At 72.3% G+C, this 15,673-nt stretch carries 13 protein-coding genes; 9 read left to right on the top strand and 4 right to left on the bottom strand.

Features of this window, described 5'->3' with window-relative positions; all coding sequences use genetic code 11:
- Positions 1-207: 207 nt before the first annotated feature.
- The 4 genes from ACFV18_RS02970 (at position 208) to ACFV18_RS02985 (ending at position 6,141) form a co-directional block, all read left to right on the top strand.
- A complete protein-coding gene (locus tag ACFV18_RS02970) occupies positions 208-780 on the top strand; it encodes a transposase (RefSeq protein WP_380479237.1) in 573 nt (190 codons plus the stop codon).
- Positions 781-1,332: 552 nt separating this feature from the next.
- Positions 1,333-2,379 carry a hypothetical protein gene (locus tag ACFV18_RS02975; protein ID WP_380478555.1) on the top strand — a complete coding sequence of 349 codons (1,047 nt, stop codon included), beginning with the start codon at positions 1,333-1,335 and terminating at the stop codon, positions 2,377-2,379.
- Between the two features lie 323 nt (positions 2,380-2,702).
- On the top strand, positions 2,703-3,500 hold the full coding sequence (locus ACFV18_RS02980) for an ABC transporter ATP-binding protein (protein ID WP_380478556.1): 798 nt from the start codon (positions 2,703-2,705) through the stop codon (positions 3,498-3,500).
- Positions 3,501-3,618: 118 nt separating this feature from the next.
- Positions 3,619-6,141 carry an FtsX-like permease family protein gene (locus ACFV18_RS02985; RefSeq protein ID WP_380478557.1) on the top strand — a complete coding sequence of 841 codons (2,523 nt, stop codon included), beginning with the start codon at positions 3,619-3,621 and terminating at the stop codon, positions 6,139-6,141.
- Between the two features lie 118 nt (positions 6,142-6,259).
- Here the strand turns inward: ACFV18_RS02985 and ACFV18_RS02990 are convergent, their stop codons facing one another.
- The gene (locus ACFV18_RS02990; protein ID WP_380478559.1) at positions 6,260-7,636 is read right to left on the bottom strand and encodes an oxygenase MpaB family protein; all 1,377 of its coding nucleotides are present in this window, start codon (positions 7,634-7,636) and stop codon (positions 6,260-6,262) included.
- 331 nt (positions 7,637-7,967) lie between these two features.
- Complete coding sequence (locus tag ACFV18_RS02995; RefSeq protein WP_380478561.1) at positions 7,968-8,816, bottom strand: DUF4253 domain-containing protein; 849 nt, start codon at positions 8,814-8,816, stop codon at positions 7,968-7,970.
- Between the two features lie 195 nt (positions 8,817-9,011).
- Here ACFV18_RS02995 and ACFV18_RS03000 point away from each other — a divergent pair, with 195 nt between their 5' ends.
- Positions 9,012-10,049, top strand: coding sequence for an NlpC/P60 family protein (locus ACFV18_RS03000; RefSeq protein WP_380478562.1), 1,038 nt, complete (start codon positions 9,012-9,014; stop codon positions 10,047-10,049).
- Positions 10,050-10,086: 37 nt separating this feature from the next.
- Here the strand turns inward: ACFV18_RS03000 and ACFV18_RS03005 are convergent, their stop codons facing one another.
- The gene (locus ACFV18_RS03005; protein WP_380478564.1) at positions 10,087-11,037 is read right to left on the bottom strand and encodes an EamA family transporter; all 951 of its coding nucleotides are present in this window, start codon (positions 11,035-11,037) and stop codon (positions 10,087-10,089) included.
- A 91-nt stretch (positions 11,038-11,128) separates the two neighbouring features.
- On the opposite strand from ACFV18_RS03005, the gene ACFV18_RS03010 reads away from it, so the two are divergent.
- From ACFV18_RS03010 to ACFV18_RS03020, 3 genes are all read left to right on the top strand, one after another.
- Entirely contained in the window at positions 11,129-12,013 is an 885-nt protein-coding gene (locus ACFV18_RS03010; protein ID WP_380478566.1) for a LysR family transcriptional regulator, read from the top strand.
- 247 nt (positions 12,014-12,260) lie between these two features.
- On the top strand, positions 12,261-13,580 hold the full coding sequence (locus ACFV18_RS03015; RefSeq protein WP_380478568.1) for a bifunctional o-acetylhomoserine/o-acetylserine sulfhydrylase: 1,320 nt from the start codon (positions 12,261-12,263) through the stop codon (positions 13,578-13,580).
- 8 nt (positions 13,581-13,588) lie between these two features.
- Positions 13,589-14,731, top strand: coding sequence for a homoserine O-acetyltransferase (locus ACFV18_RS03020; RefSeq protein WP_380478570.1), 1,143 nt, complete (start codon positions 13,589-13,591; stop codon positions 14,729-14,731).
- Between the two features lie 32 nt (positions 14,732-14,763).
- On the opposite strand, the gene ACFV18_RS03025 is transcribed toward ACFV18_RS03020, so the two are convergent.
- Positions 14,764-15,186 carry a DUF350 domain-containing protein gene (locus ACFV18_RS03025; protein WP_380478572.1) on the bottom strand — a complete coding sequence of 141 codons (423 nt, stop codon included), beginning with the start codon at positions 15,184-15,186 and terminating at the stop codon, positions 14,764-14,766.
- 145 nt (positions 15,187-15,331) lie between these two features.
- On the opposite strand from ACFV18_RS03025, the gene ACFV18_RS03030 reads away from it, so the two are divergent.
- On the top strand, positions 15,332-15,670 hold the full coding sequence (locus ACFV18_RS03030) for a hypothetical protein (protein WP_380478574.1): 339 nt from the start codon (positions 15,332-15,334) through the stop codon (positions 15,668-15,670).
- Positions 15,671-15,673: the final 3 nt, after the last annotated feature.

The raw sequence follows: 15,673 nt of genomic DNA on the forward strand, positions 1-15,673 counted from the left end.
GCCCAGCCGGTCACGCAGTGTCAGGCTGACCACCGGTCCTTAGCTCAGCGTGATTTGGGAGCAGGGGCCTTGTCCACCTGCGGCCCTCACGGCGCTACGAGCTCGTCACACAATCTTGCTGATCGTTGCTGATGGGCGTGGCCGATGTGACGATTCGTCCGTTCGTGAGGGTGTGAGCATGAAGAGCTGCGCACCCCGATCGGGCCGCTGCTCCCGGCCTGGCCCGAGCAATCACCGGGCCCGCACCCGGTGGACAACCCCCTGTCCCTGCAGGGCATCCTCTTCGTGCTGCACACCGGCACCACCTGGCCGCAACTGCCATCGCAGCTGGGATTCGGCTCCGCCCGGACCTGCTGGCGGCGACTCGGCCCGCCAGCAGGACGCCAGGCCCTGAACCGCATTACTCCCGGCCGAGCTGAACGCGGCCGACCCGATCGACCGGACGAGCGCCTGCGTGAACACCTCCCACGTCCGCGCGTAAAAGGGGCGCGGCGACGGGCCCGTCACCGGTCGACCGGCCCAAGACCGGCAGCAAGCACACCACCTGATCAGCGACGGCAGAGGCATCCCCTTCCACGTGATCACCACCGCCACCAACGTCAACGACGTCACCCGGACACTCCCCGACGCCCCCCGTGGCCAGCCGGGTTACCCACCCGCGCACACATGCCCCAGCGCCCTGCTCAGAAACAAGGGCTACGACAGCAACCCCAACCGCCGGGAACCGCGCAAACGCCAGATCCTGCCGGTCCTCCCCCCACCGCGGCAAGCCCTACATAACCGGCCTCGACATGCCCCGCCACACCATCGAGCAGGCATTCACCCAACTCCGCCAGTTCAAGCGCCTCGCCGCCCACTGACAACGACGCCTCGATCTCCACAACGCCTTCGTCTCACTCGCCTGCGGACTCATCTGCTGGCGACGCCTCACCCGACAGACACAGTAATCGCGTTACGAGTTCTACGTGTTCGCCCTGACTTCTGAGCCAATGCCATGCAGGTATTGACCAACTCGCCGGTGAATCAATCCACATGTCGGACAATTCCCCCCGGACCAACAACACCCTCGACCGCCCAAGCCTCATCGCCCGGGTACATAACAACTACCAAACCTCAGGCAACCACCTCATGGAACCGCCGGTCGCCCTCGCCAAAGTCTGGATGCACGACCATCCGCAGTCCCCGACCGGCGCCACCATGAAGGCCTCCGAGTGCGACTCCCCGCCGCCTCTCCTCACGACCGAACACCCCGAGCAACGAGCCCCGGCCGTGGTGCGGAGAAGATCGAAAACACGGCCCCGCACTGTCGCCGGCGGCAGGCATACTGGCGCAATGTCCGACCATCGCCCGTCCGATGCCATCGAACCGCCCGACCCGTTCGAAGGTCTGGTCCTGGACGAGGAGTTCGTCCGATCCGCCACCGTGCGCGAGCCGTCCGCGCGGGCCCGGATGCTGGCCGAGCGTTGGCGCCACGAGCCGCCGGTCGATCCGGGCGGCCGTCGCTGGTCGCCGGGCGGGTCGCGGCCGCCCCGCCGCAGGCGGTGGTTCGGGTGGGCGGGCCGGGCCCAACCTCCATACCGCACCGGACGATTCGGGCGGCTGCATCGGTTCCGGTCGCTCAGCCGGGGTGAGCGGTGGACGGTGGTGCTCGGGCTACTGATCGTCCTGCTGGCGGTGGGCGGGGTGCTGTTCGAACCGCAGCGGGCCCACACGCCGCAACTGGCCCGCGCGGCAGGCGGGCCGGGCAGGCCGTCGCCCTCGGAGGACCGTGCGCTGCCCGGCGGCGGGGTGTCCGCCGGTAGTCGGTGCGGGACGCGCGGCTACCACCGTTTCTCGACCGCGCCCGTCTCGCTCAGCCTCGACGGGTTGTCAGGTCCGGCGCTGCTGCTGGCCGCTCAGGGCTTCCGTGGTCTCGACACCGACCGGCCCGGCGAGTTCACCTTCGACCTGCGGCTCAGCTCGGGCTCCGCGACGCCGATGGCGCTGTCGGGTCCGCTCGGCCCGGAGGGCGTGGCGGTGGAGATCGAGGGGCCGGACGGGCTGGTGGCCGGCGCGTATGGGCTGCCCGCGACGGTCGAGGGCGCGCCGTACACTTCCGACGGCCGGGGGTGGCTGATCTCCGACCACGGCGCGGTCGCGCACGTCGTGCTGCCGGCGGCGGCACTCTGCCCGGGCGTCGGCGCGCAGGCCCTCGCCACCGGACTGGCACTGCGCACCGACGGCGGCAACACCATCACCGGCCCGGCGCCGTACACCGTCACGGTGTCGATGGCCGACCCGGAGGTGGGCGAGCTGCGGCGAGCCCTCGGGGTACTGCCGCAGGGCGAGGTGCTGGCCGCCACCAACCGGGTCCCGGTGCGGGCGGCCAACCCGAGCTGAGCCGATCGCGGACCGTCCTCCTGAAGCTGTCTCAAACCCATGGCTGTGTCGGGGGTTGGCAGGTGAACGGTGGTGGGGATAACCCCACCTTGAAGTCTCGTGCCCCCTTCATGGTGGGTGACCTGCGGATTTCCTAGCGTTGGTGATGCCCCGAAGGGAGGTCCGCCGGGGCGTCACCCTCCGAGGAAGGCTTCACCATGTCGCCCCGCCTGCGCCGTTCCCAGCCCGGCCGGCCCGCCCATCCTGCCGCTTCCGACGCTGCCGCCGCGCCCGGGTCGCCCTGGCCCGGCTCCGCAGCGTCCGCGGCTGCGCCCGGCCTGCCCATGGATGGACGGCCCTCCGGTGGACGGCTGACGGACGGACGGCCCACCAACGGGCAGCCGGCGGTCGAACTGCGCGGCGTGCGCCGGATCTACGGTCGCGGTGCGGGAGCGGTTCACGCCCTCGGCGGGATCGACCTGACGCTCCCCGCAGGCAGTTTCACGGCCGTGATGGGCCCGTCCGGCTCCGGCAAGAGCACCTTCCTGCAGTGCGCCGCCGGCCTCGACCGGCCCGATGCGGGGCAGGTGCTGCTGGCCGGGCATCCGATCAGCTCGCTCGGGGAGGACGCGCTGACCAAGCTCCGGCGCAGCCGGATCGGCTTCGTTTTTCAGGCGTTCAACCTCCTGCCCTCGCTGACGGTCCTTCAGAACGTGCTGCTCCCGCAACGTCTGGCCGGTGGCCGGCCGGACAAGGCCCGGGCCCACGAGCTGCTCGCCCGGGTCGGCCTGCGCGAGCACGCCGCCCGTCGGCCCGGCCAGCTCTCCGGTGGCCAGCAGCAGCGCGTCGCCCTGGCCCGGGCGCTGATCACCCGGCCCGACGTGATCTTCGCCGACGAGCCCACTGGCGCGCTCGACACGCACAGCGCACACGAAGTCCTCGGCCTGCTGCGCAACGCGGTGGACGGCCTCGGCGCGACAGTGGTGCTGGTCACGCACGACCCGGTCGCCGCGTCCTTCGCCGACCGCGCGGTCTTCCTGGCGGGCGGACTCCTCGCGGGCGAGCTCCATCATCCCGACCCACGCACAGTCTCCGACCACATGCTCACCCTCTCCGCCCAGCCCGTCGGCACCCGCGCATGAGCCCCCGCCGTCCCTGCCCATGCCCCGGAGGCGACCGCGGGCCCGACGGACCGGCCCGCGCCGGCCTCGCGACCCGCCCCTCCGCCCTCCTCTTCTGCCACGCCCCGGAGTTGACCGCATGACCAACGGACTGGCCCGCGCCGCCGTACGTTTCCGGCCCGCCTCGTTCGCGGGTACCTTCCTGGCGCTGCTGTTCGCCTCGGCGATCGTGACCGCGTGCGGCGTGCTGCTGCAGACCGGGCTCACCGCGAGCATCAAGCCCGACCGGTACGCGGACGCACCGATCCTGGTGTCTGCCGACCAGCAGGTGAAGGTGTCGGTCGTGCGCGGCAAGGAGCCCGACACGATCGCCCACACCCTCCCCGAACGGGCCCGGCTGGACGCCTCCCTGACGGCTGTCGTGGCCGCTGTGCCGGGCGTCGAACAGGCCCGGCCCGACTCCGCGTTCCCGGTGTCGGCCGGCCGATCCGGCCTGCCGGCGCTCACCGGTCGCGGCTGGGCCGCGCTGGGCATCGCCCGGGGCGAGCGGCTCACCGAGGGCCGCGCCCCGGCCGACGGCGAACTGGTGCTGGACGCCGCGAGTGCCCGCGCCGCCCACCTCTCGCCCGGAGCGGACCTGACCGTCGACACGCCCGTCGGCACCGCGTCCTACCGGGTCTCCGGCCTCGCCGAAGCGCAGCCCGGCCGGGCCACCGCCTGGTTCGCGGACAGTACGGCCGATCGGATCTCCGGCCACCCGGGCCGGATCGACTCCCTTGCCGTCCGCCCCGCGCAGGGCACCGCCCCGGCCGCGCTGGCCGGCGCGCTGCGCCAGGCGCTGGACGGCAAGGCGCAGGTGACGACTGGTCAGCAGCGTGGCGAGGTGGAACAGCCGGTGCTGCTCGAGGCGAGGGAGGTGCTGGCCGGCATCGGCGGCTCCTTCGGCGGGACGGCTGTCACCGTCGCCGTGTTCGTGCTGGCGAGCACCATCACGCTGGCGACCGGCCAGCGGGCCCGTGAGTTCGCGCTGCTGCGGACGGTCGGGGCGACGCCACGTCAGATTCGGCGTTCGATCGCCACCGAGGCGGTGCTGATCGCCCCGGTCGCCGCCGCGATCGGCATCCTGCCCGGGCTGGCACTGGCCCGCTGGTGGTTCGGTGAACTGGTCGCTCGCGGTGCGGTGCCCACTGGGGTGTCGCTCGATGTCGGCCCGCTGCCCCTGCTCGTCTCGGTCGCGGTCTGCACGGGGACGGCACTGGCGGCCGGTCTGCTCGCGGCCCGGCACAGTGCCCGGATGCGGCCGACCCAGGCACTCGGCGAGGCCGACAACGGGCCGGGTGCACCTGGCGCGGTTCGGGCGGTGATCGGTGCGCTGTTCGCCGCGGGCGCGGTCTCGCTGGCGGTGGTCGCGGCCAACCTGGCGGGTGCCACGGCGGCGAACCTGGCCCTGGGTGTGGTGCTGTGCTTCATGGTCGCCGTGGGGCTGCTCGGTCCGTGGCTGGTGCGCGGCGCGGTCGGTCTGGTGGGTGTGCTGCTGCGCGCTGCCGGGGCGTCGGCCTCGCTGGCCGCCGACAACGCCCGTGCCGGATCCCGGCGGCTGGCCTCGGCGACCGTCCCGATCGTGATGGTCATCGCCTTCTGCGGGACTCTGGTGTTCCTGCAGTCCAGCCTTCAGCACGCCGCCTCCGAGCAGGTCCGCGAGGGGCTGAAGGCGGATCGGGTGGTCACCGCCGGCGCCGGTGCTGGACTGCCCGCGAACGCCGTGGAACGTGCGGCCAAGGTGCCGGGCGTGGACGCCGCGGTCGGCCTGCTGCCCACCGGCCTGGTGTACCAGAGCTCCGGCGCGCTCAGCGCGGCCACCGCAGAGGCGGTGGACGGCGATCCGGCCGCGCTGGCGAAGGTCCTGGACCTTGGCGTGACGTCGGGTTCGCCGGCCGACCTGTCCCGGTCCGCCGACACCGTCGCGCTGGACGGCCTGCTGGCCGAGAGCCTGAAGGTGAAGGTCGGCCAGCGGGCGGCGTTCTGGCTCGGCGACGGCACCCGGGTCGAGCCCATGGTGGTCGCGATCTACCGCCGCGGACTCGGCCTCGGGCAGGCGCTGCTCCCAAAGGCCGCGGTCACCGCGCACACCGATTCGCCCTACGCGACCCGGCTGTTGGTCACCGAGGCCCCCGGCACGGACGGAGCCTCGATTACGAAGACACTGTCCGAACTCGCACCAGCGGGCCTGACAGTGACGGACCGCCACGGCTACGCGGCCCAGGCCGACCAGGATCGCGAGCTGAACGGCTGGGTGAACAACGTGATGGCAGGTGTGCTGGCCGGGTTCGCGGCGCTGACAGCCGCGAACACCCTGGTGATGACGGTGCTGGACCGCCGCCGCGAGATCGCCCTGCTGCGGTTGGCCGGCACCACCCGCCGTCAGGTCCGCACGATGCTGCGCTGGGAGGCACTGCTGATCGCTGCGATCGGCCTGGTGACCGGTGCCGCGATCGCCTGGGCGACGCTCACCCCGATCACCCGCGCTCTGACCTCCGCTGGTCCACATGTTCCCCTCACCACCGCCCTTCCGCTCGGCGCAGCGACTGCCCTGCTCTGCCTGGCCGCCACCGCTCTTCCCGGACGCGCCTTGCTGCGCACCCGTCCCATCACCGCGCTCTGATACCGCGCCCGGACGCCACAACCCTGTCCGGCGTGCCTACGCCCTCGGCGGCCACTCCTCCCGGGGGGTGGCCCTGCCGCGTCTCCCGGCACCGGGCGCGCTGAGCACCGGGCGTCGGTCATGGTCGGCCCAGGAGTTGGGTGCCGGCGGTGCTGCTGCCGCGGGCGGTGAAGAACTCGGTGAAGCCCCGGACGAATTCCTCCTCGGTGATCTGGCCGTCCCCGTCGGTGTCCAGTTGGCGGAAGCCGTGGGTGAGTTCGGCTGGGTGGACGCGGGAGCCGCCGAACAGGGTCCGGTACTCGTCGGCGCACAGCTGGCCGCTGTGGTCGACGTCGGCGGCGTGGAACATGGCGCGGACGGCGACGTGCAGGCCCTGTTCCAGGTAGCCGGGGTCACGGTCGATCCCGGCCAGCATCGCGGTGACGAACTCCTCGCAGGAGATCTCTCCGTCGCCAGTGGCGTCCACGGTGGCCAGCAGGTGCTCCCACCAGGTGTCGAAGGCGGTGTAGACGGCGGACTCGGTCTCCTCGTCGCGCTCCAGCGGCCAGCAGACGTTGTGTGCCATGGCCCGGAAGTCGGCAGCGGTGAGGCGTCCGTCGCCGGTCTGGTCCATCACCTGGTGGTAGAAGGCGGCGATCCGGGCCGGTCGGTCGTCCCGCCGTGGTGTGCGTGGCGGGCGTGGCGGCCGGCCTGGTGCGGTGGTGGCCGCCCGGGACTGCTCGCCGCTGGGGTGGGTGCGGTAGCGGAGCCGGTCGGGCAGCCGCTCGGAGATCAGGCGCGCGCTGCGGTGGACCGTCCAGGAGAGCGCGGCGGCGCCGCGACTGCGTGGCAGGCCGCACTTGGCGCGGAACTCGACCGGCAGGTCGGCCAGGGTGAGCGTGGTGAGGAAGCGGGCGACGAGTCGGCGCAGCAGCGGCCAGGCGGGTCGGAGCCGGCCGAGGCGGCGTGGCGCTGGGGCACGGGTGAGGACGGTGTACAGCATGTCCTTGGCGGCTTCGGTGAGTTCAAGGGTCTCCCGGATGGTGTCCCGAATGTAGCCGGGCACGTCGGCGGCGGTGGGCGGGAACAGCTCGTCGGGGAGCCGGAAGGCCGTACAGACCTCTCGGAACTCCCGGTAGAGCCTGTCGAGTTCGACGGGGCTCAACCGGCGGCCGGAGAGTGCCCGCAGAGCCGTCATGGCCTCGTACAGGGTGACCAGCACCCAGACCCGGACGGCGGGGTCGAGGGCCGTGTAGGGGCGGCCCTGGGCGTCGACTCCGGCGATCCGGCGGTGGCTGCGTTCGAGGCGCTGGATCTCGCGGTGCAGCGCCTCCTGATCGGAGAAGAACAGGCGCCTGCCGCTGTCCATGGTGTGTTCGATCCGCCGCCAGGGGTGGCTCCGGTAAGTGGACAGTTGGTGGACTCCGGCGCCGACGGCGGGGTGGGCGTTCTGCAGGACGAGCAGCCGCCAGGCGACCAGGGCGATGCGGCGCTCGCCGAGGGTGCGGCGCAGCATGGAGTCCGATTCCGCTCGTGCGGCGTGTGTCATGGGTCCGTACCCCCTTTCCTTCCGGTGGCCCGACGGCCACTCAACGGCCTTTCGGCTTCGGCCCGTTTTGGATGTTCCGAAGCCTAGGGGCGGTTCCTGGCCAAACCCGCTGGTACAGACCCCAAACCACCCGGCGGGGTGAGCCGGAGGGCAATTCTCCGCCCGCACAGGTGGATCAGGTCCGCACGACGTTGACGGTTTCCATCAATTCCCGGTGCCAGGCGGCACGTTGCCTAGGCTCCGGGTCCGAGGTCCGGAGTCCGCGGTCCGGAGTCCGCGGTCCGAGGTCCGGGGTCGGTCAGTCCCACCAGAAGGACCACTGGTCTGCGTTGACCAGGCCGGGTGCGTAATCGGCGATCGTGCCGACGCCCTGGAAGATGTTGTCGGGACAGAACGCGAGGTGTTCGGCGGCGATCCGAAGCGCCAGGTCGTCCTCCTGGGGCGGCGCTCCGACGCTCAACTCCAGGTCGGCGAAGCCGACCTGGACCAGTCGGGTCCCGTAGCGGCGTTCCCAGTCGAGCAGCACGGCGGAGACCTTGGCGATGTCGCCCTCGTGGTTGACCGGTCCGGTCCAACCGCAGGCGGTGAGCGCTTCGGCGCCGGTGGCGGCGGGTACCAGGCCGATCCGCAGGTGCGCGTTGTTGGCCAGCAGTTCGCGGGCCAGTGCGCGGGCGGCCCGGTCCGGGTCGCCGGGTTGTTGGGCGGCAGGTGCCGTTCCGGGCCAGCCGTCGGTGAACGGGGCGATGCTCTTGGCGAGTTCGGCGCTCTCCTCGGGGTCGGGAATGTCATCGTCGGCGGGGGTGGCGGAGTGCTCCCAGCCGGTGCGCAGCAGTGCGGCGGGGTCGTACCAGTCGGGTTTGGTGGCGTCGCGCGGTTGGAGTTCGCCGGAGCCCCAGGGGCGGAACTCGGCGTCGCCGGCGGAGAGCGGGGCGAGCAGCAGCGGCCACAGCCCACTGGCCGGGTGCTCGCGGTGCAGTTTCTCCCAGAGCCCGAGGGGTGCCGGCCCATCGCTCATCCAGAGCAGGGGGGTGGCGTCCTCCTCGTTGTCGTCCGGCTTCACCAGCCGTCCGGCGGGCAGCAGGGCGGCGACGGCGGCCAGGTCGGCGTCGGGCCGCAGGTAGCGCAGTTGGTGGAGGGTGTCGGTCATGCGGGCAAGCTAGCAAGCCAGCCTGACAAGGCATTTTCCACTGAAGGGTAGTCAACGCCACGGCTGCACACGCTGGTTCACGGAGCTGTGGAAGTGGACGCGGAGGCCCTGCCTTGATTACGGTCTGACACCAAACTCATTGTCGGATGATCACGCAATCAGACGCATCCGGCCGGAGCAGAAAGAAGGAGCCCCATGGCTTCCCACCGACGCCCGAAACAACCGAGCCGCGCCCGTACCTACGTCCTGACCGGTGCCGCAGCGACCGCGGTCGCGCTGTCGGCCCAGGTGAGCGCGCACGCCGCGCCGGCCCAGCCGAACAAGAACGAGGTGAAGGCCCAGGTCGACAAGCTGCTGGAGGAGCAGGAGCAGGCGACCGAGAAGTACAACGGCGCCAAGGAGCGGGCGGACCAGCTGCACAAGCAGGCCGCCCAGTTGCAGGACCAGCTGGCCCGCGGCCAGGAGCAGTTGAACGAGCTGGCCTCCGGGCTGGCGGCGGTGGCCGGCGACCAGTACCGGCACGCCGGCGTCGATCCGTCGATGCAGCTGATGCTCTCGTCCGACCCGGACAAGTACCTGGCACAGGCGTCGTCCTTCGACCAGGCCGCCAGCACCCAGTCCGCCACCCTGAAGGCGTTGCAGGAGCAGCAGCGCCGGCTTGAGCAGCAGAAGCGGGAGGCGGCGACGGTGCTGGCCGAGCTGGACGACCAGACCCAGGTGCTCAACGGCGCCCGGAGCACGGTGCAGTCCAAGCTGGCGGAGGCCCAGCGCCTGTTGGCCACGCTGTCGGCCGCCGACCGGGCCGCGATCGTGCGGGGCACTGACGAGTCCGCCTCGCGCAGCGCCTCCCGGGTCGATCCGGCCAGCCTGCCGTCGGCCAGCGGCGCGGCCAAGGTCGCGGTGGAGGCCGCGCTCAAGAAGCAGGGGTCGGACTACATCTCGGGCGCGACCGGCCCGAACACCTTCGACTGCTCCGGCCTGATGGTGTGGGCGTACGCGCAGGCCGGCGTCTCGCTGCCGCGCACCTCGCAGGCGCAGGCCACCGCCGGAACCAATGTGGGCACCGACTGGCACAACGCCCAGCCCGGCGATCTGGTGATCTACAAGTCCGACCGGAGCCATGTCGCCATGTACATCGGCAACGGCATGGTGGTGCACGCGCCGAAGGCCGGTGACGTGGTCAAGGTCATGAAGGTCGACGCGATTTCGATCAACGTCATCCGCCGGGTCTGACGCGCGCGGGGCCAAGGCCCCGGCACCTGATCGCCAATCAGCCCCGAGCGGGGGCGGGGCGGCGGTCGGGCAACTGTCCGGCGACGATCGAGGCCAGCGCGAGGGCGAAGCCCACCAGCTGGACCGGGCCGAGGGTCTGGTCGAGCACCACCGCGCCGAGGACGGCGGCCACCAGCGGAGAGAGCAGCCCGAGCACCGCGACGCCGGTGACCGGAAGGCTGGTGATGCCCTGGAACCAGAGGGCGTAGGTGAGCAGTCCACCGATCAGGCCCAGCCACAGGTAGCCGAGCACGGCTCGCCCGTCGATGGCCGGCGGAGCGCCCTCGAACAGAAAGGTCAGCGGGAGCAGGAACAGGCCGCCGGAGGTGAGTTGCCATCCGGTGAGCGCGAGCGGGGAGACGCCTTCGGGACGGCCCCAGCGCTTGGTGAGGGTGACGCCGAGCGCCATGGTTGCGGCGCCGCCGAGTCCGGCGGCCACGCCGACGGCGTCCAGGGCGGCGCTCGGGCCGATCACCACCAGTCCGACGCCGAGTACGCCGACCAGGCCCCACAGCAGCTGTCGGCCGGAGAGCCGTTGGCGCAGTACGGCCACGGCCAGCACGGCGACGATCATCGGTTGGGCGGCGGCAAGGGTTCCGGCCACTCCGCCGGGCAGGCGTTCGGCGGCGGTGAACAGCAGCGGCAGGAACAGTCCGATGTTCAGTACCCCGAGAACGGCGGCCTTGCCCCACCAGCCTCCGCGCGGCAGCGTCCGGGTGACGGCCAGGGCGATCAGGCCGGCCGGCAGGGCGCGCAGCAGGGCGGCGAACATCGGGTGGCCGGGCGGCAGCAGTTCGGTGGTGACCACGTAGGTGGTGCCCCAGACGGCGGGGGCGATCGCGGTCAGCGCGGTGCGCGGCAGGACGCCGCGGTCACCGCCCGAACTGCCGGACGGTGCAAGGGTGGTGAGCGGTTCGGCGGACGGGGTGGCGGTGCTGGTCGCTGTCATGCGGAAAGTCTGACTTTCACTCGATCGATGAGTCCAACACATGTTTGTCAGCGCATTGATCTTGTTCCGCGATGGATGCAGGATGGGGTGCATGGAGCTCCAGCAGGTGCGCTACGTCGTCGCGGTGGCCGAGACGCTCAACTTCACCCGCGCCGCGGAGCGCTGCCTGGTGGTGCAGTCGGCGCTCAGCCATCAGATCTCCAGGCTCGAACACGAGCTGGGCGCCCGGCTGTTCGAGCGCACCAGCCGCCGGGTACGGCTGACCGCGGCCGGCGAGGCCTTCCTGCCGGCCGCCCGCCAGTGTCTGGAAGCGGCGGAGCGGGCGGCGGCCGAGGTCGCGGCGGCGGTCGGCGAGGTGCGCGGGCGGCTCGCGGTGGGTCTGATCCCCACCGTCACCGCCGTGGACATCCCGGCCGGGCTGCACGCGTTCCGCGGCCGCCATCCGCAGGTGCGGATCAGCCTGCGGGTCGGCGCCAGCGACGATCTGATCGAACAGGTCCGCCAGGGCGTCCTGGACGTCGCCTTCCTCGGCCTGCCGCCGACCTTGCGCCCGCAGGGGGTCACGGCCCGTGAACTGGCCCGCGGCCGCCTGGTCGCGGTCGTCGCGCCGGACCATCCGCTGGCCGCCCGCAGCCGGGTGAGCCTGCGCACGCTGGCCGCCGAGCCGTTCGTCGATCTGCCCGCGGGCACGGCCGGTCGCGCCCAGACCGATCTGGCGTTCAGAGCGGCCGGCCTGGTCCGCGACGTGGCGTTCGAGGTCACCGACGCCGCCTACACGCCCCGGCTGGTCGGCCCGGGCCTGGCCGTGGCGATGCTGCCCGCCGCGTACGTGGACCGGTTGACGGGCGTCGCGACCGTCGAGGTCACGGACGCGCCGACCCGGATCGAGACGGTGGTGTGGAGCCGCACGGGCCCGACACCGGCCACCGCTGCCTTCCTCGATCTGCTGGGCATTCCGGCTGATGCGCCTACCTGAAGTCTGCTGATCCGACGATCCGATAATGGCCCGTCAGGTCTCCGCGATGTGTCGCCACGTGTCCCCGCATGTCCGCTCCGGTGATCCGCTGGCGGGCCGTTCCCGCGCTGTGCTTACCTGACGCCGTGACCGTCCCGGCGGCCTCCTCCACCGCCCGGCATCCCGACGGTTCGTCAACTACGCCTCCCCGCGACGGTTTCGCCCTGCCCGCGCAGCCGTCCCCGCCCCGCACGCGTACAGGAGCAGCATGTCCGAGCAGAGCCCCGTTGCCACCCCCGGCTGGTCGTTCGAGACCCGGCAGATCCATGCGGGCGCGCAGCCCGACCCCGCGACCGGGGCCCGGGCGGTGCCGATCTACCAGACCACCTCGTTCGCGTTCCGGGACACCGCACACGCCGCCGACCTGTTCGCCCTCGTCGAGCCGGGCAACATCTACACCCGGATCCACAACCCGACCACCGACGTGCTGGAGCAGCGCTTGGCCTCCCTGGAGGGCGGGGTGGCTGCGGTCGCGCTGGCCTCCGGGCAGGCCGCGGAGACCCTGGCCCTGCTGACGGTGGCCGGAGCGGGTGACCACCTGGTCTCCTCGGCGTCCCTGTACGGAGGCACCTACAACCTGCTGCGACACACCCTGCCCCGGTTCGGCATCGAGGTGAGCTTCGTGGACGACCCGGACGACCTGGACGCCTGGCGGGCGGCGGTCCGTCCGAACACCAAGGCGCTGTTCGCGGAGTCGCTGGGCAATCCGCGCGGCAATGTGCTGGACGTGCGCGGCGTCGCCGAGGTCGCGCACACCGCCGGGGTGCCGCTGATCGTCGACAACACCGTGCCCACGCCGTTCCTGCTCCGACCGATCGAGCACGGCGCGGACGTGGTCGTGCACTCGGCGACCAAGTTCCTCGGCGGGCACGGCACCACTATCGGGGGTGTGGTGGTGGACGGCGGCACCTTCGACTTCGGCGCCCACCCCGCACGCTTCCCCGGTTTCACCGAACCCGACCCGAGCTACCACGGCCTGCGCTTCTGGGACGCCCTCGGGCCGGGCGCGTTCGCCGCCAAGCTGCGGGTGCAGCTGCTGCGCGACCTCGGTCCGGCGCTCGCCCCGCACTCGGCGTTCCTGCTGCTGCAGGGCATCGAGACGCTGTCGCTGCGGCTGGAGCGGCACACCGCCAACGCGCTGGAACTGGCCCGCTGGCTCCAGGCCCGCGACGAGGTCGCGGCCGTCCACTACCCGGGCCTGCCGTCCAGCCGTTGGCACGCCGCCGCGCAGCGTTACCTGCCGCGCGGCGCGGGCGCGGTGCTCTCCTTCGAGCTGCGCGACGGTGTGGAGGCCGGGCGGCGGTTCGTGGACGGACTCGAACTCTTCAGCCACCTCGCCAACATCGGCGACGTGCGCAGCCTGGTGATCCACCCGGCGTCCACCACACACAGCCAGCTGGACGCCGAACAGTTGGCGGCCACCGGCACCGCGCCCGGCCTGGTGCGGCTGTCGGTCGGGCTGGAGAGCGTCACCGATCTGAAGGCGGACCTGGAGGCGGGCTTCCGCTCGGCGAAGGGCGCGTCCTGAACGGCACCTTGGGCCTCGCCGTCCCGCCCGCCACCGGAGCCTGGCGGGACGGCGACCCGGTCGGCCGGCGGCGCTGGTTCGCGCTGCCCGGACCGCTCGTCCTGGAGGCGGGCGGCACCCTGCCGGGCGGCAGACTGGCGTACGAGACCTGGGGAGTGCTCGCGCCGGACGGCTCCAACGCCGTCCTGGTGCTGCACGCGCTGACCGGCGACAGCCACCTCGCCGGGCCCGCTGCGGCCGGGCACCCCACGGCCGGCTGGTGGGACGAACTGGTCGGCCCCGGCCGGGCCTTGGACACCGATCGCTGGTTCGTGGTGGCGGCGAACGTGCTGGGCGGCTGCCAGGGCTCCACCGGGCCGTCCGTACCCGCGCCCGACGGGCGAGCCTGGGGCGGGCGCTTCCCGTTCCTCACCCAGCGCGACCAGGTCGCCGCCGAGGCGCTCCTCGCCGACGCGCTCGGCGTGGAGCGCTGGGCGCTGGTGGTCGGCGGGTCGATGGGCGGGATGCGGGCGCTGGAATGGGCGGTGACGCACCCTCAACGGGTGGGCACGCTGCTGGTGCTGGCCACCACGGCCGCCGCTTCCGCCGAGCAGATCGCGCATGCCTCCACGCAAGTGCAGGCGATCCGCACCGACCCCGGCTGGCACGGCGGTGACTACCATCACCTGCCGCCCGGCGCCGGGCCGCACCGCGGCCTCGGCCTGGCCCGCCGGCTCGCCCAGATCACCTACCGCAGCGAACCCGAACTCGCCGCCCGCTTCGGCCGCGCCCCGCAGCCCGGCGAACACCCTTGGCACGGCGGACGGTTCGCCGTCGAGTCCTACCTCGACCATCACGCGTCGAAGCTGGCGCACCGCTTCGACGCGGGCAGCTACGTGGTCCTCAACGAGGCGATGAACGCCCACGACCTGGGCCGTGGTCGTGGTGGGACGGCCGCCGCCCTGCGGCGGGTGACCGCGCCCGCGTTGGTCGTCGCCATCGACTCGGACCGGCTCTACCCGCCCGCCCAGCAGGCCGAACTCGCCGCGCACCTGCCGCACGCCGACGCCCTCCGGTTGATCTCCTCGCCGCACGGCCACGACGGCTTCCTGCTGGAGGCCGACCAGGTGGCACCGCTGCTCGCCGAACTCCTGCCGGGCGCCGACCGATGAACGCGCACCACCGCGCCGGAGGTGCCCGACCGTCAGGCGATCGAGGCGGCGACGATCGCCGCGGCGGCCAGGTTGCAGCTGGCCGACACCCATACCGCCGGGTGCGACTCGTTCGACACCAGGATGGCGCCCAGCCGACCCGGGGTGAGCAGGTCCAGCAGCCAGAACGCGAGCGCCATGAGCAACAGCCCGAGAACGCCGAAGGCCAGCGTGGAGATCAGGCCCTTGCCGAAATCGTCGTAGGTGGTGCGGATCGCGGTATAGACGATGCCGCCGACGCCGAGCAGTGCCGAACTGAGCAGCAGGGCGGCATTGCGGTTGCCCTCTGCCCAGATCAGCCGGCCGAGCTTGCCCGGGGTGAGCACGTCGATCAGCAGATAGCCGAGCAGCAACAGCACCAGGCCGACCAGGCCGTAGACGGCGGCCGCGCCAAGGCCGTGGACTATGTCGTTCATCAGCGGGGCTCTCCCGGGGTCGGGCAGCCGCGCCGGGCCGCGCCATGGTCAAGGATCGGCAAAACATAACCCATCTCCCTGGCCGCCCGTCAGTTTCCGACAGCACTGGACCGAACATCACATCTTCCGCGTACGATGGTCCGCCATGACACCGCCGCCGCCCGCCAGTACCGCCCCGGACCGACCGATACCGGACGCCCGCCGCCGGTCCGGCTTCGTCACGCTGGGGATGGTCGGCACGCTCGCCCTCACCCTGTCCGGCTGCTCCTCCTCCAGCACCCCGCCCAGCCGCTGCGTCAACCCGACCACGCTGAAGGTGCTGGACAGCCACTCCTGCTCGGCCGGCGGCTCGGGCGCGGGACGCTGGTACTACTGCGGGTACGGCACCGACACCGTCAACGGCGGAACCTTCGACAAGGCCGCCACCAAGCGCGGCGGCTTCGGCTGCCCCAAGGGCAGCAGCAGCGGCTCGGGCGGCGGCTGACCC

It is taken from the genome of Kitasatospora sp. NPDC059673, from assembly GCF_042734215.1.
GTDB lineage: Bacteria > Actinomycetota > Actinomycetes > Streptomycetales > Streptomycetaceae > Kitasatospora.